18 protein-coding genes are annotated in these 23085 nt (G+C 56.0%); 13 read left to right on the top strand and 5 right to left on the bottom strand.

Going from position 1 to position 23085, the window contains the following annotated elements; genetic code table 11:
* The first annotated feature begins 5 nt into the window (after positions 1 to 5).
* The 8 genes from BIND_RS14435 to BIND_RS14400 all read left to right on the top strand — a co-directional run bounded on the left by BIND_RS14435 (position 6) and on the right by BIND_RS14400 (position 11612).
* The gene (locus BIND_RS14435; protein WP_012385782.1) at positions 6 to 1043 is read left to right on the top strand and encodes an ABC transporter permease subunit; all 1038 of its coding nucleotides are present in this window, start codon (positions 6 to 8) and stop codon (positions 1041 to 1043) included.
* A 73-nt stretch (positions 1044 to 1116) separates the two neighbouring features.
* Positions 1117 to 2046 (top strand): ABC transporter substrate-binding protein, encoded by a 930-nt coding sequence (locus tag BIND_RS14430; protein ID WP_012385781.1) that lies wholly within the window; start codon positions 1117 to 1119, stop codon positions 2044 to 2046.
* A 105-nt stretch (positions 2047 to 2151) separates the two neighbouring features.
* Entirely contained in the window at positions 2152 to 3516 is a 1365-nt protein-coding gene (locus tag BIND_RS14425; protein ID WP_012385780.1) for a carbohydrate porin, read from the top strand.
* Positions 3517 to 3685: 169 nt separating this feature from the next.
* On the top strand, positions 3686 to 5314 hold the full coding sequence (locus tag BIND_RS14420; RefSeq protein ID WP_202944758.1) for an NADP-dependent glyceraldehyde-3-phosphate dehydrogenase: 1629 nt from the start codon (positions 3686 to 3688) through the stop codon (positions 5312 to 5314).
* Positions 5315 to 5372: 58 nt separating this feature from the next.
* Positions 5373 to 6806 (top strand): pyruvate kinase, encoded by a 1434-nt coding sequence (pyk, locus tag BIND_RS14415; protein ID WP_012385778.1) that lies wholly within the window; start codon positions 5373 to 5375, stop codon positions 6804 to 6806.
* 256 nt (positions 6807 to 7062) lie between these two features.
* Positions 7063 to 8775 (top strand): glycosyltransferase family protein, encoded by a 1713-nt coding sequence (locus tag BIND_RS14410; RefSeq protein WP_148210654.1) that lies wholly within the window; start codon positions 7063 to 7065, stop codon positions 8773 to 8775.
* A 580-nt stretch (positions 8776 to 9355) separates the two neighbouring features.
* Positions 9356 to 10780, top strand: coding sequence for a S8/S53 family peptidase (locus BIND_RS14405; protein ID WP_012385776.1), 1425 nt, complete (start codon positions 9356 to 9358; stop codon positions 10778 to 10780).
* Between the two features lie 337 nt (positions 10781 to 11117).
* Positions 11118 to 11612 (top strand): ComEC/Rec2 family competence protein, encoded by a 495-nt coding sequence (locus BIND_RS14400; protein WP_012385775.1) that lies wholly within the window; start codon positions 11118 to 11120, stop codon positions 11610 to 11612.
* Between the two features lie 27 nt (positions 11613 to 11639).
* On the opposite strand, the gene BIND_RS14395 is transcribed toward BIND_RS14400, so the two are convergent.
* Complete coding sequence (locus tag BIND_RS14395; protein WP_012385774.1) at positions 11640 to 12665, bottom strand: TonB family protein; 1026 nt, start codon at positions 12663 to 12665, stop codon at positions 11640 to 11642.
* 233 nt (positions 12666 to 12898) lie between these two features.
* Here BIND_RS14395 and miaA point away from each other — a divergent pair, with 233 nt between their 5' ends.
* From miaA to BIND_RS14375, 4 genes are all read left to right on the top strand, one after another.
* On the top strand, positions 12899 to 13807 hold the full coding sequence (gene miaA / locus BIND_RS14390) for a tRNA (adenosine(37)-N6)-dimethylallyltransferase MiaA (protein ID WP_012385773.1): 909 nt from the start codon (positions 12899 to 12901) through the stop codon (positions 13805 to 13807).
* A gap of 541 nt (positions 13808 to 14348) precedes the next feature.
* A complete protein-coding gene (gene adh, locus BIND_RS14385) occupies positions 14349 to 15869 on the top strand; it encodes an aldehyde dehydrogenase (protein ID WP_012385772.1) in 1521 nt (506 codons plus the stop codon).
* A gap of 96 nt (positions 15870 to 15965) precedes the next feature.
* Complete coding sequence (locus tag BIND_RS14380) at positions 15966 to 16340, top strand: DUF779 domain-containing protein (RefSeq protein ID WP_012385771.1); 375 nt, start codon at positions 15966 to 15968, stop codon at positions 16338 to 16340.
* Positions 16341 to 16579: 239 nt separating this feature from the next.
* Positions 16580 to 17824 carry an NAD(P)/FAD-dependent oxidoreductase gene (locus BIND_RS14375; RefSeq protein WP_012385770.1) on the top strand — a complete coding sequence of 415 codons (1245 nt, stop codon included), beginning with the start codon at positions 16580 to 16582 and terminating at the stop codon, positions 17822 to 17824.
* Here BIND_RS14375 and BIND_RS14370 read toward each other — a convergent pair.
* Together BIND_RS14370 and BIND_RS14360 are read right to left on the bottom strand one after the other, a co-directional pair.
* A complete protein-coding gene (locus BIND_RS14370; protein WP_012385769.1) occupies positions 17821 to 18975 on the bottom strand; it encodes an acyltransferase family protein in 1155 nt (384 codons plus the stop codon). The genes BIND_RS14375 and BIND_RS14370 overlap by 4 nt on opposite strands.
* A 406-nt stretch (positions 18976 to 19381) precedes the next feature.
* Positions 19382 to 20167 (bottom strand): TylF/MycF/NovP-related O-methyltransferase, encoded by a 786-nt coding sequence (locus tag BIND_RS14360; protein WP_012385768.1) that lies wholly within the window; start codon positions 20165 to 20167, stop codon positions 19382 to 19384.
* 360 nt (positions 20168 to 20527) lie between these two features.
* Here BIND_RS14360 and BIND_RS14355 point away from each other — a divergent pair, with 360 nt between their 5' ends.
* Positions 20528 to 20890 carry a Rieske 2Fe-2S domain-containing protein gene (locus BIND_RS14355; RefSeq protein WP_012385767.1) on the top strand — a complete coding sequence of 121 codons (363 nt, stop codon included), beginning with the start codon at positions 20528 to 20530 and terminating at the stop codon, positions 20888 to 20890.
* 188 nt (positions 20891 to 21078) lie between these two features.
* Here the strand turns inward: BIND_RS14355 and BIND_RS14350 are convergent, their stop codons facing one another.
* Both BIND_RS14350 and BIND_RS14345 read right to left on the bottom strand, forming a co-directional pair.
* Positions 21079 to 22332: a CCA tRNA nucleotidyltransferase gene (locus BIND_RS14350; protein WP_012385766.1), complete on the bottom strand. Its 1254-nt coding sequence runs from the start codon at positions 22330 to 22332 to the stop codon at positions 21079 to 21081.
* 83 nt (positions 22333 to 22415) lie between these two features.
* The gene (locus BIND_RS14345) at positions 22416 to 23042 is read right to left on the bottom strand and encodes a DUF1285 domain-containing protein (RefSeq protein ID WP_012385765.1); all 627 of its coding nucleotides are present in this window, start codon (positions 23040 to 23042) and stop codon (positions 22416 to 22418) included.
* Positions 23043 to 23085: the final 43 nt, after the last annotated feature.

Here is a 23085-nt window from a genome sequence, read left to right as displayed (position 1 = left end):
CACGCATGATCACGACATCCTCACCTGGCTTGCATACTCCCCGGACCGGACTCCGAATAGCCTTCGGTCCACTGTTCCAGGCGCTCGGCATGTTGCCGGTGCTGATCCTGATCAGCTTGATGTTTCAATTGCTGACGGGTTATGCCGAGACTGGCACTCTACAAGGCGCCTGGGCAGAAGGCCGTTTTCTGAGTTGGCAGAATCTTTCAATCGTCGCGCAGCAGGCCTCGATCAATACGGTGCTGGCCGCTGGTATGACCTTCGTCATTCTGACAGGCGGCATCGATCTGTCGGTGGGTTCCATCCTTGCCGCTTCGGCCATGGTCTCGGTTCTGACCTCTCTGATCCCGGGGCTCGGCTTCCTCGGTTTACCGGCGGCGCTGGTGACGGGGCTTCTGCTTGGTCTCGCCAATGGACTGCTCATCGCTTTTCTCAAACTGCCGCCGTTCATTGTGACTTTGGGTTCGATGACCGCTGTGCGTGGGTTGGCGCGCCTCGTCGGCAATGACACTACGGTCTTCAATCCCGATCTGTCCTTTGCTTTCATCGGCAATGCGTCCTTGTTTGGGATTCCTTGGCTGGTCATCATTGCCTTTGCTGTGGTGGTGGTGTCTTGGGTCGTCTTGCGTCGCACAGTGCTCGGCATGCATATCTATGCGGTCGGTGGCAATCCGGCGGCGGCGCATCTGTCTGGTATCAAAGTCTGGATCGTCCTTCTCTTTGTATACAGCCTTTCCGGCCTGCTTTCGGGTCTTGGAGGCGCCATGTCGGCCGCGAGGCTTTTCGCAGCCAACGGGCTTCAACTCGGCCAATCCTATGAGCTCGATGCAATCGCAGCGGTCATCCTCGGCGGGACGAGTTTCGTCGGCGGCATCGGCTCGATTTGGGGGACTTTGGTCGGTGCGCTGATCATCGCGGTTCTGTCGAATGGTTTGATCCTGACAGGTGTATCCGACATCTGGCAGTTCATCATCAAGGGTATCGTTATCATCGGTGCCGTCGCCCTTGATCGCTATCGCTTGAAGGGTTCTGCCCGTACCTGACAGGCTCATGGTTCGTCACGAAAATTGGCGGTTCGGGCGATAAAAAAGACCAATAATGGTGGAGGGAATGAATATGAAAAAGGTGTTAATGAGTGCCGTGGCGATTGTTGCTCTCATGACGGCTCAAGCGTCTGCTAAAGAGTTGAAATCTATTGGGCTTTCGCTCGGCTCCATGGGCAATCCCTTTTTTGTTGCAATGGCCAAGGGTGCGGCAGCGAGTGCTCAGAAAATCAATCCGAATGCCAAGGTGACAGCGCTAGGTTTCGATTATGACCTGAATAAGCAATTCACGCAGATCGATAATTTCATCGCCTCCGGCGTTGATCTGATTCTGCTCAACCCCGGTGACCCTGTGGCTCTGGAGCCAGCGATCAAACGCGCCCAAGCGGCGGGTATCCCTGTCATCGCGGTCGATACAGCTGCCAAGGGCGCCGATATCGTGATCACCACGGACAATACGCAGGCTGGTGAAATTTCCTGCCAATATATTGTGGATAAGCTCGGCGGCAAAGGTGATGTCATCATCGAGAACGGTCCGCAGGTGTCTTCCGTGCGCGAGCGTGTGGCCGGTTGCAAGAAGGCGCTGAGTAATGCGCCAGGCATCAAAATCCTTTCAAGTGATCAAGATGCTAAAGGATCGCGTGATCAAGGCTTGAACGTGATGCAGGGCTATCTCACCCGCTTCCCCAAGATCGACGCGGTCTTCACGATCAATGATCCGCAAGCGATCGGCTCCGATCTCGCTGTTAAACAGCTTCATCGTGACCAGATTATGATTACGTCGGTTGATGGTGCACCCGATATCGAAGTCGCTCTCAAAGCAAATACACATATTCATGCTTCTGCAAGCCAGGACCCTTATGCAATCGCACAACTTGCGGTCAAGCTTGGGAGTGAGTTGCTGAATGGTAACAAGCCCGAACAGAATGTGATTCTGATTCCCTCCAAACTTGTGACACGTGATAATGTCGCCGAATATAAAGGCTGGCAGGCTGAGCGTTGATCAATTGAGTCTCAGGGGAAGATAAAAAGCTTCATGCCGGTGAAAAGCCAGAAGCAAGAAGAAATGGCATTGGCATTGGCATGAAGCTGAGGGAGGGGAATGAGTATGAGTATGGCGTTAACACACTTGAAACAGAGGGCCACGAGAATCGCGGGGATTTTGGCCTTGGGTTTGGGACTGACGCAGGGCGGGACGGCAGCACGGGCCGCGGATGTCGCGCCGCCAGCCCAAGTGGCGGTGTCGCCCGCGCCTCCCGTCCCGGAACATGACTGGGCCTTGGGGACTTGGGGCGGGGTGCGCTCCGATCTTTATCGCAAGGGTATCGATTTCCAATTCGTCTGGGTCAGCGAAGTCGCCTATAACATGACCGGCGGCGCGGAAAACCGCATCGCCCAGGCCGGCCAGTTGAACCTTGGCGTCACCTTCGATCTGGAAAAATTATTCGGCGATCCGGGTGCCATCTTCCAGATGACCTTCGATAAGCGCGAGGGCCGCAATCTCAATCATGATGCCGGCCTCGACATGCTGGTCCAGCCGCAGGAAGTCTATGGCCGCGGTGACATCTGGCGCCTGACGCAATTCTGGTACGATCAGAAATTCGCCAATGGCGTGATCGATTGGAAAATCGGCAAGATGGCGGTGAGTGAAGACATCACCCAATATCCTTGCGTGTTCATGAACCTGTCGTTCTGCGGCTCGGCGCCGGGCCGCGGCCTCGCCGGCAATTATTTCTTCAATTATCCGATCGGCCAATGGGGCACGCGGGTGCGCTTCAACGCGCCGGAAGCCTATTTCACCCTGGCGGCCTATCAGATGAACCCCAACGTCTTGAAACAAAGCTATGGGGTGAATTTCGATTTCAGCGGCGGCAACGGGGTCCTGCTGCCGATCGAATTCGGCTGGCTGCCGGCTTTTGATGGAGGCCGTCTGCCCGGTGTCTACCAATTCACCGCCTGGTATGGCTCGCAGCAGGCTCAAAACGTCGTGGCCCTCAATTACCCGAATCTCGTGCCGCTCAGCGATCTGCCGGTGGGTGGCCGCTGGGGCGTGAGCTTTCAGATGTCGCAGCAGCTCACGCATCCTTCCGATGATCATCCCAAACAGGGCCTGAGCCTGATCGGCAGCATGGTGATGCTTGATCGGGCGACCTCGACGCTCAACAACCAGGAGACCATCGGCCTCGTCTATCACGGACCGTTCGAGAACCGTCAGGGCGATGAAATCGCCATTGCCTGGGGCCGCACGGAGGTCAATTCGCGCCTGACCAATGCCGCGATCCTGTCCAATGTCCTCGTGCCTGGCTCGGCCGTCGTGCGACGCGCCGAATATCCCTTGGAAATCTACTACAACTTCCATGCCTATAACGGCATTGATGTGCGTCCGAACTTCCAATGGATTCACTGCCCAGGCGGTATTTGTAACAAACCGGATGTGGCCATCCTCGGCGTGAAAACTGTCATTAATTTCTAAAAGTTCTACGACGATGGGGCGTTCTGGCTATCAACAAAAACTGAATCGCATTCATCGTCGATGAACATATAAATTATCAAGAAGAAGTAACAGGACGAACAGGTCCAGCTGCCGCTCGTATTCATAGGGCAAATGTAATGAAGGGGCTGGCGGAAGAACGAGAGGCTATATGACTATGGATATGCAGACGCTGCAGCACTTATTTCCAGAGAAGGGCTCGATCCCTGAGGCTTATGCCTTGCCGGCACCGGTGAACCAGACTTCGATCCTGATCGGTGGCGAGTTGAGGCCGTGGAAGGGGCCGATGCGCAAGGTGTTCTCTCCGGTCTATCTGCGCCACGGTGATAAGCTGGAGCCTAGCGAAATCGGCAGCTTCCCCGAGGCGACGGTGGAGGAAAGCAAGGCGGCGCTTGAGGCCGCCGTTGCGGCCTATGACAAGGGTCGCGGACTCTGGCCGACCATGAGCGTTGCCGAGCGTATCGCCTGTATGCAGGACTTCACCAAGCAGATGGTGGCCAAGCGCACCGAGGTTGTGCGTCTCATCATGTGGGAGATTGGCAAGAATCTCGCCGATTCCGAAAAGGAATTCGATCGCACGATTGATTATATCAAGGCGACGATCAATGCCGTGCGCGATCTCGACAATGATAATTCCCGCTTCCTCATGGTCGAGGGGACGATCGGCCAGATTCGCCGCACGCCGCTCGGTGTCGTGCTGTGCATGGGGCCGTTCAATTATCCGTTGAACGAGACCTTCGCGACTTTGATCCCGGCGCTCATCATGGGCAATACGGTCGTATTCAAGACGCCCCGTTGGGGCGTGCTTCTGTTCACGCCTCTGATCGAAGCCTTTTGTAGTGCCTTTCCCAAGGGGGTCATCAATTTCGTCTATGGCCAGGGCCATAAGGTCGTGCCGAGCCTGCTCAATTCCGGCGACGTCAATGTCCTGACCCTGATCGGTTCCAGCAAGGTTGCTGACGAATTGAAAAAGCAGCATCCCAAGGTCAATCGCTTGCGCGCGGTGCTCGGTCTCGACGCCAAGAACGCGGCAATCGTGCTGCCGGACGCTGATATCGAATTGGCCGTCAAGGAATGTCTGTCGGGCGCGCTCTCGTTCAACGGGCAGCGCTGCACCGCCTTGAAAATGCTGATCGTGCATCAATCGATCGTGGATGAATTCCTCAAAAAATTTGTTGCGGCACTCGACAAGCTCGGCCGCGGCATGCCTTGGGACAAGGGCGTGGCGATCACTCCTCTGCCTGATGTCAGCAAAACGCGATATATGTGTGATCTTGTGGAGGACGCGGTCGCCAAGGGCGCCAAAGTGGTCAATGAAGGCGGCGGTTTGGCGTGCGAGACCTTCTTCAATCCGGCCGTGGTCTATCCGGTCACGGAAGGCATGAAGCTCTATCGCGAGGAACAATTCGGGCCGGTGGTTCCGGTCATGGCTTTTGACAAGATCGAGACCGCGCTCGATTACGTAATTTCCTCCGAATATGGCCAGCAAGTCTCGATCTTCAGCTCTAACCCGGATCTCATCGGCGAACTGGTCGATCCACTCGTCAATCAGGTCTGTCGCGTCAATATCAATTGTCAATGTCAGCGTGGGCCGGACGTCTTTCCCTTTACCGGCCGCAAGGATTCGGCGGAAGGAACCTTGTCCGTGACCGATGCCCTGCGGTCTTTTTCGATCCGTTCCATGATTGCGGCCAAGCAGACGGATGAAAGCAAGAAATTGCTTGATGACATTATCCTCAATCACAAGTCGAAATTCATCAATACACGCTTCGTGTTCTAATGCGATTACGTAGCCATTCAATCACCTAGGGAGGCGGCCCGCTGGGCCGATTGAGATCATGCGCCGGTATCGCCGAGCCAAGATTGTGGCAACACTGGGTCCCGCGAGTTCCAGTCCGGAAACCATCCGGGCTCTGTTTGACGCGGGCGCCGATGTGTTTCGGTTCAACTTCAGCCATGGCACCCATGAGGACCATCGGCAGCGCTATGAGATCGTGCGCGCCATCGAGCAGGAAACCGGCCGGCCGATCTCGGTCCTCGCCGATCTGCAAGGGCCGAAACTGCGCATCGGCAAGCTGGCCGCGGGGCCGATCATGCTAGAGGAAGGCACGACGATCACCTTTGATCTCGATCCGGAGCCCGGCACGCTCGCGCGGGTGCCTCTGCCGCATCCGGAAGTCTTCGCGGCGCTTTCGCCTGGGGTCACGCTGCTGATCGATGATGGCAAGCTGCGCCTCACCATCGAGAAGGCCGAGCCGCAATCGGCCGTGGCGAAGGTGGTGACCGGGGGCCCGCTTTCCGAGCGCAAGGGCGTCAGCATCGTCGGGGCGGTTCTGCCGGTCTCGGCGCTGACCGAAAAGGATCGCAAGGATCTCGCTTTCGCGCTGGAGCTTGGCGCCGACTGGATCGCTTTGTCCTTCGTGCAGCGGGCCGAAGATCTCGACGAGGTGCGCGCGCTGGCCAATCGCCCGATTGCGCTGATGGCGAAGCTCGAAAAGCCTTCCGCCATCGACGGGCTCGAAGCCATTATCGCACGGTCCGATGCGGTCATGGTGGCGCGCGGTGATCTCGGTGTCGAAATGGAGCCCGAGCGTGTGCCGATCGTGCAGCGGCGCATCGTGCATGCGGCGCGGGGGGCGGGCAAGCCGGTGATCGTCGCCACGCAAATGCTGGAATCGATGATCACCACGCCGACGCCGACCCGCGCCGAGGCCTCCGATGTCGCGACCGCCATCTATGAGGGCGCCGATGCGGTGATGCTGTCCGCCGAGACGGCGTCTGGCCGCTATCCGATCGAGGCCGTGACGATGATGAACAAGATCATCACGGCCGTGGAGCAGGACCCTGTGTATCGCGAAGGGCTTGATGCGACGGGGCCGACGCCGCAGGCGAATGTCTCGGATGTGATCTGCAGCGCCTTGCATCGCTCGGCGGCAATCCTGCCTGTGGCGGCGCTGGTCACCTATACGACCTCAGGCCTGACGAGCCTGCGCACCGCGCGGGAACGGCCGGCAGCGCCGATCCTGAGCCTGACGCCGGAACTGGCGATCGCGCGGCGCCTGGCGCTGGTTTGGGGCACGCATCCGGTGCTCAGCCGTGCGCAGGCGCATGTGACGGACATCGTCGAGGATGCCTGCGCCGCGACGGAAAAGGAAGGGCTGGCGATCCCCGGCGATATTATCGCCATAGCCGGCGGCATGCCCTTTGGTGTGTCCGGCACGACCAATCTCCTGCGCATTGCACAAGTGCCAAGCGGTGCCGCCGCCAAATAAAGGATCGCTTTAGATCCCCACCGCGAACGAAACCCCATCAACCCCAAAAGCTCCCGCTTTTGGGGTTTTTGCTTGTGAAGGTGAAAAGATCCCTCTCTTAATTGTTCTGCAATATGCCGCGACTGGGCCATAAAACCGGCTGCTTTATTGTGGAGGTTTGCTCACAAATATGGTGCGGCCGATGATAGCGATCACTCAGCCAGCGGTGCGGTGTGCTGTATCCAGCCCCGTTTGTTCTCGATAGACTTCAGAGAGATTGGAGAATTTTGCGATGAGTCTTATTTCATCACAAAGTTCAGGTGATTTCATTTCTGACGCCAAGACTCCGCTTCTTTCTCTTCTGGCGTTGGTGATTGTGTTTATCGGCACGGTTTCCTACGTGGGGATTTCCGGCGACTTTCCCCTGATCGACGATTGGTCCTATGCGATTTCGACGCGGATGTTAGTCGCGACGGGGACGTGGAAGCCCTTCGGCTGGACCAGTATGCCATTGATCTCCAATGCCCTTTGGGCGGCGCCAATCTGCGCTCTTTCGTCCTGCGGGTTTGATGATCTGCGCCTCACCACATTGCTGGCTTCATCATTGCTCTTCGTCATGACCTTCTTTCTGGTCAAAGCGAATAATAAGACGATGCTCGTGCCGCTCTTTGCTGCGCTGTTGCTCGCTTTCAATCCGATTGCCTATGCGCTGTCGTTTACATTTATGACAGATATTCTATTCTCTGCCTTAGTCACAACGAGCGCCTTCCTGTTTGTCCTATCGCTTGAACGAGATTCGATTCCGCTCATTGTATTCGGGACGATCATTGCGATCCTGGCGACGTTCTCGCGCCAGCTCGGATTGTGTCTTCCTCTCGCTTTTCTGGTTGTAAGGCTCCTGCAAACAGACCGTTGGCCGAGAAAATTGATCTTGGCGTTGACGCCATTCCTTGTCTGCACGGCCTCCCTCATGCTCTTCAACCGCTGGCTTCGGGAGACAGGAAGAACCCCGGACGTCTATGACTTCCAGTTGAATCTCCTGGCGTCCACGATAAAAGCTCCGGTCCTTGAGGTGATGTCGCTCATCGGCCTGCATGTGATCGAGACGCTTCTTTATCTTGGTCTATTCAGTCTTCCGTTGCTCTTGCTGACGAGACGTCATGATATCGTCGCTGTGGATGCTCGCTCCTGGTGGCGGCACGCGCCAATCATGATCGCTGGATGTGTCACTCTTCTTGGTGTTGCCACCATGTGGGCTAGACATCAGATCATGCCATTGTTCGGTGATATCCTCGTCCCCCAGGGGATAGGGCCCCTTTTGCTCCGCGATACTTTCGAACTCCACTTGCCGAATGTTCCGTCGCTGCCTTCTTTCTTCTGGATTGTGGTCACTTTGCTCAGTCTGTGGGGCGTTTTTGAACTGAGCCGCCGCACGGTGACTTATATGATAAATATCATCCAGAAAGTGCGATACGGGGAGCACAATCCAAATGCGTCAGGGCCGCTGTTCGCCATGATCGCTATCCTTGCCTATCTCGCCCCCCTCATGCTGTCCGGATTATTTGATCGTTATCTCATTCCAGTTCTGCCACTGACCTTCTTCTTTTTGACGAGCATCTCGGTGGCTGGGCCTGTCGATCGCCATCATATTCTGATTGCGACATTGATGTGTCTGCTGACCATTGCATTTACGGTGCTGACGAATCATGACCATATGGCCTGGAACCGAGCGCGGTGGGCGGCAATTACCGACGCCCAGAGCGAAGGGATTGCGGGTCCCGATAATCTCGATGGCGGATTCGAATATAACGGATTCTTTTCCTACAGCCCTTCGTATAAGGAAAGTCATGAAAAGAGCCATTGGTGGGTTGGCAGGGATGACTATCAAATTGCATTTGGTCCTATTGATGGGATGAAGGTCGTCAAGAGCTACTCGTATGAGACGGCGCTCCCATCCACAAAGCGATCGATCCTGCTTCTGGCTCGTTAAGTCACCAAAAGGCTCAATCCGATAATATTGAGTTGGATTAATGAGGCGCGCCTCGTCCAACACTATAGCGGTGTGAAATGCATCGCCGCATCATGCGTTGAGCTCATGCCGAGCTTAAGCAATGGGCTTTCCGATCCGTGATATCGTGTGACATCTGTGTGTATCGAGTCACCGATCGCCATAATGGATAAATCTGACACGTGATTCTCAAGTGTCAGATCAATTTTTCCACGAAGCTAATATCTTGTGAACTCGTTGATTCTGCGTTTGTTGACGCATGTCATTGTACAAGGCTTGCGGTCATGTAGCCGAAGTCATGTCAATCGGCTAACAGATAGCCTTTACACTTATTGCGAGATGCTGTTCACTCATCCAATAATCTTCCCTAACAGGATGATTATTAAAGGGCTATGAAAGCTTTGCTTTTACTGGTCAGCTAATACTAGCCGCTATGCGGACGCGCGCGATATTTGAGCACGTTTCGTTGACGTTTATACTGATCGGTTGGGGGAATGTGAGCATCGGGCTGATCGAGCTTTGAACGTCTGATGCTCGCGAAAAATCATCGGGAGGCACGATCATGGCGGCAGGGGGGATGCTGGTCAAGGTTCGTGGCGATGGCAGAGCCTTTGCCATGGCGACACAGCAGGCTTTCGGCGCGGGTGGTGTCGAGGTCAAACCGATCTTGACCATTCCCGCCGGCGTGACGGGTATGGGTCTCGCCCCTTCGAGTGGAGCGACCTGGCTGCATGTCTCGGCACTGAGCCAGGGCGAGGAGAATCCGTGGGATGCTGCGCATCAGCTGATGGTGCCTGGAAGTAGTTTCGCGGCGGCTACAGGTGCCGCCGGAGCGGATGTCGAACTGATTGAACCTGACATCGAGCAAAGATGGCCTTGGCAGCAGGAGGCTGGCGCTGTGCCTGGCCCAGGCCTTACTGAGGCAGCGGATCGCTGCACATTCATCGATCAGGATGGCAAAGGAACCAAAGCGGAGGGGCCGGGATTCGCCTGGAGCCTCAATGACGCGTTCTCCGAGCTTGCCAAGGCGCGAGCCGGGCTTGGAGTGGACCTTGAAAAGAAGCTCAATCAGGTCATTATCGCCCATCTCGATACGGGTTATGATCCGCATCATGTGACTCGGCCGATCAACCTCGACACAAAGCTCCAGCGCAGCTTTGTCGATGGCGACCCAGACCCGCACGATGCTTCCGACCATACGCCGGATGGCCTGGGAGCTGTCCGCAATCGCGGCCACGGCACGGCGACGCTAGCGCTTCTCGCCGGCAACCGCCTTGACGGCACCTTGCCGGATTGGTCCGGTTTCAAGGATTTCATCGGAGGAGCGCCCTTTGCCCGTGTGATCCCCATTCGGATCGCCAATTGGGTCGTGCGCTTTACGACCAGCACCATGGTCCAGGGGATCGAGCATGCCCGCCAGAATGGCGCGCAGATTCTCTCCATGAGCATGGGCGGCCTGACCTCCGCCGCTCTCGTTGATGCGATCAATCTCGCCTATGACGCGGGGATGTTTCTCGTCACGGCGGCGGGCAATAATCTGGCCGGCAGGCTGACACCGAAATCGATTGTCTTCCCGGCTCGCTACCGGCGTGTGCTCGCTGCTTGCGGCGTGATGGCGGATGGTCGTGCCTATGCCGGCCTCGCGCCGCCAACGATGCAGGGTAATTATGGTCCGTCCAGCAAGATGGCGACGGCGCTCGGTGCCTATACGCCGAATGTCGCCTGGGCGATAATTGATTGCGGCAAGATGGTTGACATGAACGGAGCGGGCACCTCCTCGGCGACGCCACAAATCGCGGCGGCGGCTGCTTTATGGCTCGCCGAGCATGGGCCTTTGGTGGCCCAATATCCAGAACCCTGGATGCTTTGGGGGGAAGCGCTCCGTCCGGCAGAATGCCTGTTCCATTGGTTGCGAGGCGGATCAGATCGCACGTGCGATGGTCGACAATCTTCAGGAAGGCGCGGAACACCGCCGAGATGTATCTGACCGCCGTCACTAGGGGCTGGCCGGTCGAGCGTGCGCTTGCGCGAGTGCCTTCGCCTTCAATTCCGCGAGCAGCGAGGGTTTTGACTATGCCGCGCCGTTCGATCCTAATGCGGGCACTAATTTCGCGAACCTTGCCGCGACCTCCGCTCTCGCGCCGCCAGACACGGTCGCGCACGACATTGCCGCCTTCGCGCGGGCCCATTATTTCGGACCCGCTTCGGCGGAAGCGCCAGCCACCCGCTCACGGCGGCAGAGAAAGGCGACCGATCCTAATGAACACGACCAATCCTGGCGGCGGATCGATCTCGACTGGCTCGGCATCAGCGCCGATCTCGCCATGCAACTCGACGACAAGACCAACAACACAAGTCTCGTCCTCGCTTTTGAATTCGTCGATACGAAGCGCGTGTTGCTGTTTGCCGCCGATGCGCAGATTGGCAATTGGCTGAGTTGGCAGAATGCAAATTGGCAGGTCGACGGCGGCGTTGTTACCGGACCCGATCTCCTCGCGCGGACCGTCTACTATAAGGTTGGTCATCACGGGAGCAAAAATGCGACCGCGCGCGAGAAAGGGCTCGAACTCATGAAGAGCCCGGACCTTTCCGCCTTCATTCCGACTAATAAGCACGATGCCCAGCAAGTCCACTGGGGTGAAATGCCTTATGACAAGCTTCTCACGGCGCTCGGAGAACGTTGTGCAGGGCGTGTTGTGCGTGCCGACGATCCCTGGATAGCCGACCAGGTGGGCAAGCCGGGCTTTGCGGCGCCGTCCGGCTCAATCCAGGCGATCGATCACGGGCAAGGATTGTGGGTCGAACTGAAGCTCGCCTGATGGCTAGACTCTATAACAAGGCCCGGGCTAGCGCGCGGGAAAGGTCAGGCGGGCGACGAAGCCGCGGGGAATGCCGCGGGGTGGTTCCGGAAAGGGCGCGGCCTTGCGAACGGCGGCCATGGCGGCGGCATCGAGATCGGGCTGGCCGCTGGTGCGGTAAAGGGCTTGATGGGTCAAACGCCCTGTTTCATCGATCCAGAACCCGACGACGACTTCGGCATCCATGTGCCGGGGCTTGTCTTTATGGGGGTCTTGCTGCTGCCGGGTAATCAGCCCGAACAGAATAGAGAGATAGCTCGAATCCGCCGTTCCGCCACTGATCGGGGAGGGGCGGGCGGCTTGGGCCACGGAAAAGCTGGGGGCTGCTGTCAACGAAGACAATTGCCGCGCGACGGCGGCTTTGGCATCCTCCGAAAGCGGCATCTTGGTTCGGGTTGGCGTTTGATGACTCTGTTTCTTTAAGCTTTTTTGCGGTGAGGCCTTATCGAGGGCTTCGGCATCGGGCCGATCGTCGGGTTTGAGCTCGCTCTCTGCCTTTTCTTCCTCTTTGGGTAATGCCTCAGGCGCGAGTCTCGCCTCCTTGAGCTGAGCGGGCTTGGGCGCGGCTTGGGAGGCGGGTTCGGCCTTGTTCGGCGCGCCGCTCTTCTTATCGGGAGATTTCTTCTCGTTGGTTTCCTGATTGGGCGTTCTTGGCGCGTCGAAGGCGACCTGCGCATTATCTTTTTCGATTTTTATGGGTTTTTGCTCGGTCAACTGCTCCGGCTTGGGCTTTTCCTTTGGCGGGTCCGGGATAAGAGGCGGCGGTGCGGGGGCCGCTGGCTCGGGGGGCGGAGCCATAACGACCTCGACAGGGATTTCCTCCTGCGCCGTTGGGGTTTCGGGCTCAAGGTGCCATAGAAGATAAATTATGACGCCGAAATGAAGAAAAAAGAACAGCCAGAGAAGCGCCCCGAAGCGCCAGCGCTCCAGGGGCCGGAGCTTGGTCTCGCCGACATCCAGCCGTGCGGAAGGATCTGCGCGAAGCTTGGCGAAAGGCAAGAGGCTGTCACGCATTCAGGAACCATAAATCCATGCCGGTTGAGGGGACCCCGCCAGTCGTTTCAATTGGGCGACCGCATCATGATATGGCATTGAATCCATGCCCTGGAAACTGGAGTCACGGGCAAAATGTCTAAAATCACAATGCAAAATGGATTGCCAAGATCGAAAGCGGATTTTTTGCGTCTCATGCCCCAAAGATCGCGCTCGTTTCATCATTTGAGTCCGGAACGATCATGAGCGCACCAATGGCTCTGCTCATTGCCGGTCCGACGGCGAGCGGCAAATCGGCCCTGGCGCTGCGGCTTGCTGAAACCTGCAACGGCGTTGTGATCAATACCGATTCCATGCAGCTCTATCGTGACTTGCATGTGCTGACGGCAAGGCCAACTCAGGAAGAAGAACATCAGGCGCCGCATGTCCTGTTTGGGAGCGTCGATGGCCGAATCAATTATTCCGTCGCGCTTTGGCTCGATCAGGCAAGGATCGCCTTGGATGAGGCGCAAGGCCAAGGGCGCATGCCGATCTTCGTTGGCGGTACGGGGCTCTATTTCAAGGCGTTGACGCAGGGGCTTTCCGATATACCGTCCGTTCCCGACAGCATACGTGCCGATTTGCGCCGACATGCGGAAGGGTGCTCCACGCCTGAACTGCACCGTGAATTGGCGGCCCGCGATCCAGAAATGGCGGCACGGCTGAAACCCAATGACAGCCAGCGTATTTTGCGGGCGCTGGAGGTGTTTGTCGCCACGGGCCAGAGTCTCGCAGCCTTTCAGAACGCGCGAAGCGCCCCCCTGCTGACCATGTCCGAGGTTCTCGCGGTTTTTCTCGCGCCGGATCGGGCCGATCTCAATCGGCGGATCGATAGGCGTTTCGACACCATGCTGGAGCAGGGCGCCTTGCAAGAAGTCGAGCGGCTAGGCGCGCGCGGACTCGACCCGAGTCTGCCTGTCATGCGGGCGCATGGCGTGCCGCATCTTTTGCGGGCTCTGCGGGGGGAAATCAGCCTTGCGGAAGCGGCTGATCGCGGCAAACTTGATACGCGGCATTATGCCAAGCGTCAGTTCACCTTCGCGCGGCATCAATTGCCGGACTTTGCCTGGAGGACCCCGGAAGAAGCCGAGACTTTTTTTCTGTCCAAGCTTCAGCGGATGTAAAGTTCTGAAAATCTTTTACAAAGCGATTATTACAGCATTTATGCCTGTGCGGATAAAATGGTTTCGTTGTTCTTACGGCACCGCTCAATCGACTATCTGTCGAAAGTCATAGGTGTCCTCCCTTCTCAAATAATATGGGCCGGTTAATGATGCTGGCCACTATGTACCCCTGAGATCCTGGATTTGAGGGGGATAATTGCTTAATTAAGAAAAAAAAGCCGATCCCTTTAACCGCAAAGCGGAAAGCTCGGATGGAATTGCGATCAGGCTCCGCGCTCGGACTATTCTCGGGCGGTGGGACTATCGGTTCCTGGGAGGAAATGGTGCTTTTCAAGCCATTTAAGGATCAAGCCGGACTCGGGCCGCTTGTGCGTTGCCAGATTGCGTATTTGCGCGATCGAAAACGCGCGTCTCTTTCGTCGATACGGGCTTGATCAACTGACTTCAGCGCGCCGAGGGCGACGCTATCATAAAAATCGCCGCTTGCATGACCGTATGATGGCAATGCCAAGCGATAAACATCCCATCAAGGAAAGAAACCATGGTCGAAAAACTCATCGCCGATCTGGGTCAGGACATCGCCATCCGTCCACATTATGATAATTTCATCGGCGGCAAGTGGACGCCGTCCGTCAAGGGCCAGAAGTTCGACAATGTTTCTCCGATCGATGGCCGGGTGTTCTGCACGATCGCTCGCTCAACCGCGGAAGATGTTGAGCTGGCGCTCGATGCCGCTCATGCGGCGCGCGAGAAATGGGCGCAGACCTCTCCGCTGGAGCGTTCGCGTGTTCTCCTGCGCCTTGCCGACCGCATGGAAAGCAAGCTCGATACATTGGCCATGGTCGAGACGATCGATAACGGCAAGCCGCTCCGCGAGACGAAGGCCGCCGACGTGCCGCTCGCCATCGATCATTTCCGCTATTTCGCTGGTTGCCTGCGCGCCCAGGAAGGTTCGATCAGCGAGATCGATCATGATACCGTCGCCTATCATTTCCATGAGCCGCTCGGCGTCGTCGCGCAGATCATTCCTTGGAATTTCCCGCTCCTGATGGCGGTCTGGAAGATCGCTCCTGCGCTTGCCGCCGGCAATTGCATCGTGCTGAAGCCCGCCGAACAGACGCCCATGAGCGTCATGGTTCTAATGGATATTATCGGCGATCTGCTGCCTCCCGGCGTTCTCAACGTCATCAACGGTTTCGGCGTCGAATGCGGCAAGCCGCTCGCCCAGAGCAAGCGCATCGCCAAGGTCGCCTTCACCGGCGAAACGACGACGGGCCGTCTCATCATGCAATATGCGTCGGAAAACATCATTCCGGTGACGCTCGAACTCGGTGGCAAGTCGCCGAACATTTTCTTCGCCGATGTCGCCGACGAGGATGATGATTTCTTCGACAAGGCGCTCGAAGGCTTCAGCATGTTCGCTCTTAACCAGGGCGAAGTCTGTACATGTCCCTCGCGCGCCTTGGTTCATGAGAAGATCTACGACCGCTTCATCGAGCGCGCGATCGCCCGCGTGAAGGCGATCCGTCAGGGCAATCCGCTGGATATGGCGACGATGATCGGCGCGCAAGCCTCCAACGATCAGCTCGAAAAAATCCTCTCCTATATCGATATCGGTAAGCAGGAAGGTGCTTCGCTCCTGACGGGTGGCGGCCGCGCTGAGGTCGGTGCTGATTTCGCGGGTGGCTTCTATGTTCAGCCGACCGTGTTCCAGGGCCATAACAAGATGCGTATCTTCCAGGAGGAGATTTTCGGGCCGGTGCTTTCGGTCACGACCTTCAAGGACGATGAGGAAGCCCTGCAAATTGCCAATGATACGCTCTATGGTCTTGGCGCTGGCGTGTGGACCCGCAACGGCACGCGCGCCTATCGGTTCGGCCGGGCGATCCAGGCCGGCCGTGTCTGGACCAATTGCTATCATCTCTATCCGGCGCATGCCGCCTTCGGCGGTTACAAACAATCCGGTATCGGCCGCGAGACCCACAAGATGATGCTCGATCATTATCAGCAGACGAAGAACATGCTCGTCAGCTACAGCCCCAAGGCTCTTGGCTTCTTCTGAGAAACTGGCTCAAAGAGCCCGAGCTAAAGAAGTCTTCATGGATATGGCGGGTGGGCCTCTCACCCGCCATATTTGCTAAAAAGGGAGGAAATCATAATGGATCGCGTCATCGCCACGCCTAAGGCTATTGAACTCATCGAAAAGCTCAAGGCGGTCCATGGACCTCTGTTGTTTCATCAATCCGGCGGTTGTTGCGACGGCAGCGCGCCGATGTGTTATCCGCTGTCCGAGTTCAAGACAGGCGCGCAGGATGTTCTGCTCGGTGCGATTGCCGGCTGCCCGGTCTATATCGGCGCGGCGCAATATGCCTTGTGGGCGCATACACAATTGATCATCGATGTCGTGCCCGGACGTGGCTCCGGCTTTTCCCTCGAATCGCCGGAAGGCCTGCGTTTCCTGACCCGGGGCCATGTCTTTACCGATGAGGAACTCGGACAACTTCAGCCCTTGCCCGAGCCGCATGTCGTCTGAAGCCGGTCAGGCTTTTTCTTCCTGTGACGGGCCTTCTCGAGGGATTTGTTGCAAGAGATTCAAGAACATTTTCAATTTACGTAAAATTGCTTCGCGATGAGAACAGATTGAAAATGTTCTTGTTTCCTGCCTCGAGCGTTTCGGATAAATCCAAAATGCTCGAGGCAGCACTGATTTTGCTTTGAAACCGAAATCAATCGTCGTTTGAACTACCGAATTGGTTGGGTCGCGAGGGTAACATGGTGGATCAGTCCGATCCGCGTCAGACGCGGATCGTTGTCGTTGGCGCGGGACATGCCGGCGGCACTTTTGTCAGCTTGATGCGTGAGATGGGGCATGAGGGGCCAATCCTTGTGATTGGCGAGGAAACGGCTGCTCCCTATCAGAGACCACCCCTTTCCAAGGACTATCTCAAGGGCAATCTCGCCGAGGACTCTTTGTTTCTGCGTGCTCCTTCTTTCTATGAGGAGCGCAAGATCATCGTACGGACGGGCGAGAGCGTGGAGAGGATCGATCGCGAGGAAAAAGCGATCCGTCTCGCGGGTGGTGACGTCGAGCCCTATGATGTGCTGGTCTTGGCCACAGGGTCCGAAAACCGTCGTTTGGGCGTCGAGGGAGCAGATCTTACCAATATTTTTGGACTGCGGACGCTGGCTGAGGCCGGTCTCTTGAAACAGGTCCTGCGGCCGGAAAGCCGCCTCGCTGTCATCGGTGGCGGCTATGTGGGTCTTGAGGTCGCGGCCTCCGCCCGCCTGCTCGGTGCCGATGTCGTGGTGATTGAGCGCGAGCCCCGGGTTCTGGCCCGCGTTGCTTGCGAGCCTTTGTCACGGTTCTATGAATCCCATCATCGCGCCCAGGGCGTCCGCATTGAAACCGGGGCGCAGGTGACGGGCTTCGAAGGGGATGCCGGAAGCATTGCCGGGGTCAGGCTGGCGGATGCGCGGCAATTTGCCTGCGATGTCGCAATCGTAGGCATCGGGGCCGTGGCGCGCGATAGGCTGGCGCGGGAAGCTGGCCTTGCCTGCGATAATGGCGTACGCGTCGATCTCGATGCCAGAACCTCCGATCCGTCCATCTATGCCTTGGGCGATGTGACCTTGCGTCCGTTGCCGCTTTATCAGGATCGCATGGCCCGTCTCGAAAGCGTGGCCAATGCGCTGGAGCAGGCCAAACAAGCGGCAGCTTCCATTCTCGGCCAGCCACGGCCGGAACCCGTGGTGCCGTGGTTCTGGTCGGATCAATATGACGTCAAATTGCAGATTGCCGGCATGCCCTTCGACTGCGACGACATGGTGATCCGTGGTGCGATCGACAGCGGCAAATTCGCGATCTTTCATATGCGGGGCGATCACATCCAGGCGGTCGAGGCGGTCAATGCCGCGCCCGAATTCATGGGTGGCCGTCTGCTCATCGCCTCGCAGCAGAAAGTGGATCGGGCAAAGCTTGCCGATCCCACCGTCAGTATCAAGAGGGTGGCGGTTTAGGCAGGCTGAATGGTGTGATCTTCCGCCTGCCTTATGACTTTGTCATTTGGTGCCGTGGGCGGCAGTTTGCGCGAAAAACGAAGCATGATTGGCTCTTCGAAGAAATGCCAGGAGATAATGGAAAGTGTGATTGTCACCGCGATGATGACGGGTAGAGCCCTGGACGCAGTGAGCCAAGGGAGGGTTTTAAGCGATAGTATGACTGAGAGGTGCCATAAATAAATACCATAGGAAACGGTTCCTAGATATTGGAGTGGCTTTGTGATTGTTATTATCGATTTATAGTTTATGCAGCATACAATGAGAATAATACTTGCCCAGGCGATACCTAGCAAGGTTCGCGAAAAGGTCACCATCCAAAACGAGTTCCAGAATGCGGCATTCTGCCAATAAATTGCGAGAAAACAAGTCATTGTAACAAGAGAAGCGAATGATGTGATCCATAAGCGATAGGGGTTTTTACTGATAAAATGGCGACCCATATCGCTGCGCACGAAGCGCGTGAGAAGGATGCCGCATGCAAATTCATCAAGCATTCCTGGGAGTTGCGTCGTAAGGAGAAAGCGGGGATAAACGCCGAGTGGCCCTGATATATCAGTCAAGGGAAACATCGTGGCACGCCACAGCCAAGCAATTGCAAGCCCGGCCAGTGCAATCTCAATAGGTTTGCAAGAGCGTAGTTTTGCCGCGCTTATCATCATGAGAAGATAGAACTGCATCTCAACGGCTACAGACCAGTTAACTCCGTTGATGCCGCCTTGATGAGTGCTGAAGAAATTATAGATGAACAGGCTATGAGTGACGAATTGACTCCAGGCCGAGCTATCGAAAAACATAAAGGGCTGAATGTATATTATGAATATGAGGCATGTGAGATAGTGAAGGGGGATAATTCTTGCGGCTCTGTGGCGTATGAAATGAGCATAAAATTCTTTTTTCTCTTGAGTTTTATCAAGCGTTCCGAAGGCGGACAAGCTGATAACAAATCCGGAGATCACAAAGAATAAGTCAACGCCCATCCATCCTGTTCGAAACCATACCAGAGGGCCGGAGATGGGAAATTCGGTCCAATTGAAATGGGCAATGACGTGATAGACAACAACGCTGAGCGCTGCGAAAGCTCGCAGCACGTCGATGAGAGGGAAACGCATTCGCCAGTCGACCTCGCTTGATATGATTATACTGGCTGCTCATGTCATATAGCATGGGGCACTTCAATATACATTCCATGCAAATAGGCGTATTTTCCTCTATAGTTCCTCTATGTACACTCAGGTCACGGCGCCAATATTTCAAACCAACATATGTCAGTTCGCGTTGAGCGCTATCAGGAAAATTCTGGCCGCAAAAACCAGTTGGGCCAGCAATTATCAAGGGAATCTGGATGAAGCGACCTGGCTAAAATGGCTTGTTCTATTATCGGTGGAAGGGAAGGCTTTGCTTAGAGATCTACCAAAGTAACATCCTTTAGTAATGCCAGTTAATACGTAATAAACATATCCATTATGAACTTTATGAATTAATAATAAATATATATTATAATGTAGTGTATAATATTTATATCTTAATTCCTGTTCGTACAGCGTAAGTTGTTCTGTGTAGAAATATTGGCTTTGTCTTGAAATATTCGTCTATAGCTTTCCTGGAGCCTTCCCAATGCCCATAATCATCAATGATCAAAACACCGCCCGGGGATAAAAGTGGATAAAGCACTTCCATTTCGACTTTAGTTGACTCGTACCAGTCTGTATCTAAACGCAAGATAGATATTTTTGATGGCACCGTGCTCTTCAGTGTTTGGCAGACATCTCCCTTGACCAATTGAAACTGGCTTTCATCGAGTCCGTTTTGAATCAAGGTTTGACGCACATCTGCCTCAGCGGCGTAGCACCACCGTCCATCATCCGCGTATTGCTCTATATATGATTGGGCAGTTTTACCGCCGATCTCCACGTCGACCTCTGTTGGAGCCGTCATCCCCTCGTATGTGTCGTAAAGCCATAGTCGACGCGGACGAGGAGCGCGATCTCGTAGTCTCGAGAAAATATGCCGGAGTCTGGTCTTTGACACGACTTCAAGATCACGGAATGCCAAGCCCGCGAGCAGGCTGCTCCCGCCGCGCCACACGCCACATTCAACAAAGTCGCCTGGAATACCCCGGGAGACAACGTAAGAAACGGCCTGGTACAGTCCATACATCGCCTCCTTTCCGGTCATAGTAAAATTTTTTGATACATCGAAAAGGCGCGAGAAGTGCTTGTCTTCATCTATATCTGCCACCGGATAGTCCTGCAACTCGGCCCGATGTTTCGACGAATAGATAATATTGCGAGCACTCGTCATTCTTTAACCTCATATGGTTGCTGCTAACCCGTCTTAACCTGTTATTTAAATTTTATCAGATTTATCTGAGGTCATTTCGACGGTATTCATGCATTCTCCGGTTTCAGGATCAAAGAATTTTTGGATGTGATCTGAGAAACTGTTTGGTCGCTCAGCAGAAAGCAGATTCTGCTCACTTTCTCGACACAGCCTCACAATAACTGAAAGATGTTGCGATCGTCATGGACAACGCATGGGTCCATGATACGCCCGGAAATGCGCTCAACGACGGCCATCAGTGGCTTACCGCTTGCATGATTGGAAATAATCAAAGTTCGGACGGGCGCACCTCTGCTTCATCCAAAACCAGGAGCTGTTTTTATGGCATTCGTCAAAGTTTGCGAAGAATCTGAGTTGATTGAGGGCAAATATGACGTTGCGGTTCCCAATCGCACGCTTTGCTTGATCATTTGGCCGGAAGGTGGCCAGCCGCGTGCTTTCCAGGGCATGTGCCCGCATGCCAAGGAGCCCTTGGCTGATGCCCGTTTTAACGGCAAGGATCTCGAATGCCATCACCATGACTGGCTGTTCGACGGCACGACCGGCAAGTGCCTCAAGGGTAAGCCCTGCTCACTCGCCGAATATCCGCTGAAGATCGAGGATGGCGCGGTGTTCATCGACACCGAAGGTGTGGAGCCGAACTATCTCGATGGTCCGCCGAAGCAGCCGGGCATCATGCGCTAAAATATAATACCAAAGGTCGTGAAGAACGACCTTTGGTTCCTTTCTTGAATTTTCGCTTTTTCAAAGCGAGAGCGAAAATTCAAGAGCGGTCCAACGGTCATTGATTATGACCGTTGGTATAACAAAAAGAGCAATGAAAATTTCGGGCACTTGGGTTCCTTGGGAGCCAAAGTGCCCTTCTTTTTGGATTAAACCCTCCTCGCCGGGGCAATCCGATCGAGCAAAGCGGCAAGGCTCTCGGAATCCTCGGGAAATCCGGCCGCGATCCAAGCTTTTTCCAGTCTTTGCAGAGCCTCGCCCATGCCTGGGCCGGGGCTGATGCCGCGGGCAATGAGATCCGCGCCGGAAAAGGGCAGCTTTGGTTTCGGCAGGGTGCGCAATCTGGCTCTTGCCGAAGCCCAGGCGGCTCCCAAAGCGGCGGGTGCTCCTGCTTGTGTCAGCACGAAGGCGTCGTCGAGAGTTTGGTGAGACCGATGCAGGAGCAGCGCCCTCATAGCTGGCTCACTGGGTGGCTCTGCGAGAGCATGCAGGGAACTAGCTAAGGTGACCGCGTGATCGAGACGCGTGGTTTCCGCATTTGAAAGCGAAAGATGGACACGCAAGGCGGTGACATTTTCCCTGACCATGGTGAAAAGGGCGGCAAGGCGCAGCAAGGGATCCTGGGTTGCTTCTGTCTCGATCGTGATGAACCGATTGAGCCGGCTGGGTTGCGGGACCAGCGGCAACAGGGGCGTGAACAGGCCGGCTTCGGCGATTTCATAGGCGACTTCAGCGACCCTTTTGCCCCCCATCAGTTTCAGTAATTCGGCGCGGATACGTTCGGTGGAAAGCCGCCGCAAGCCTTCGCGTTCCCTGATTGCGGCATCAAGGCCTTCGGCATCGAGCCGGCCTCCTGCGAAATCAGCGGAAAAGCGGAACAGGCGCAAAATGCGCAAATAATCTTCCCGAATTCTTTGCCGCGCCGCGCCGATGAACCGGACACGGCCGGCGGCAAGATCTGCGAGGCCTCCCGTATAATCATAAAGGGTGCCGTGTTGATCCATAGAGAGCGCATTGATGGTGAAGTCACGACGATGAGCATCTTCTTCGAAATCGCGACCGAAACGGACAATGGCACGGCGGCCATCGGTTTCGACATCCTTGCGCAGGGTCGTGATCTCGAAACTTTCTCCCCCGGCGAGGATCGTAATGGTCCCGTGTTCGATGCCGGTCGGAATATATTTCAGGCCGGCAGCCTCGGCGCGCGCCTGGATGATCTCGGGCAAGGCGGTGGTGGCGAAGTCGAATTCGTGCACATGCTGACCGGCGAGTGCATTGCGCACGGAGCCGCCGACGATCCGGGTTTCCTCGCCCGCGCCATTGAAGATCGCGAAGATCCGCTCCACCCCTTTATGAGCAAGAAGGGCGGTGGTTTCCGGCCGTGTGGTCGTGTGTATTGGCATCGCTCTCTGAAAATCTGCGCATAAGGGAGGATCAACAGCCATCTGGCTGCGAGGTCTGAATTCGCCGGGCGGTCGCGCCGTGGTTAATCACTCAAACCATTGGCTTTGGCCATGGCAAAGAACTGCCCATCCGAGCGCAGCCCGAACCAAGGCTCACCCCGCCAATCCTCAATGGTTCCGTAATCAGTGAGTTCAACGAGGAGGGAGCGTGTCGCGAGTGCCCAGAGATCACCGCGCACCAGGACATAGGGCTTGAGACCGCCATCGGGCTGAGTTTCGAATCGTAAGGGGTGCGCTGTCCCAATTTGCACCCAATCATCGAAATTGGTGCGCAAGGAAAGGATCTGAAGGCTGCCTTCGTTCTCAATCTTCATCTCAACGGCGAGGAAAGGCGCGTCCTCGACTTCAATGCCGACACATTCGACCGGCGTGACGAGGACGTAGCGCTCGCCATCCTTGCGCAAGAGCTTGGAGAACAATTGAACGAGAGCTGGTCGCTCGATCGGTGTGCCCTGATGGAACCAGCGTCCATCGCGGGCGATGCGCATGGGAATCATGCCGCAAAAGGGAGGATTCCATTGATCGATCGGGGGCAGGTGAGCCGCATGTGCGAGGCCCGCGTCCAATTGGCCTGCCAGGAGGGAAAGGGGAGGGGGCGAGGTGGCGGGCGTCAAAACCGTCTTTTTCGTCTTTTCATCGCTGCCGCTCATTGGCGTTCTCATATCCCAGGATCAGGCCATAATCTCCGCGCCA

Origin of the sequence: Beijerinckia indica subsp. indica ATCC 9039, from assembly GCF_000019845.1 — a bacterium.
GTDB lineage: Bacteria > Pseudomonadota > Alphaproteobacteria > Rhizobiales > Beijerinckiaceae > Beijerinckia > Beijerinckia indica.
Note: the sequence above shows the minus strand (reverse complement) of the source record. Positions and strands in the feature narration are given on the sequence as shown.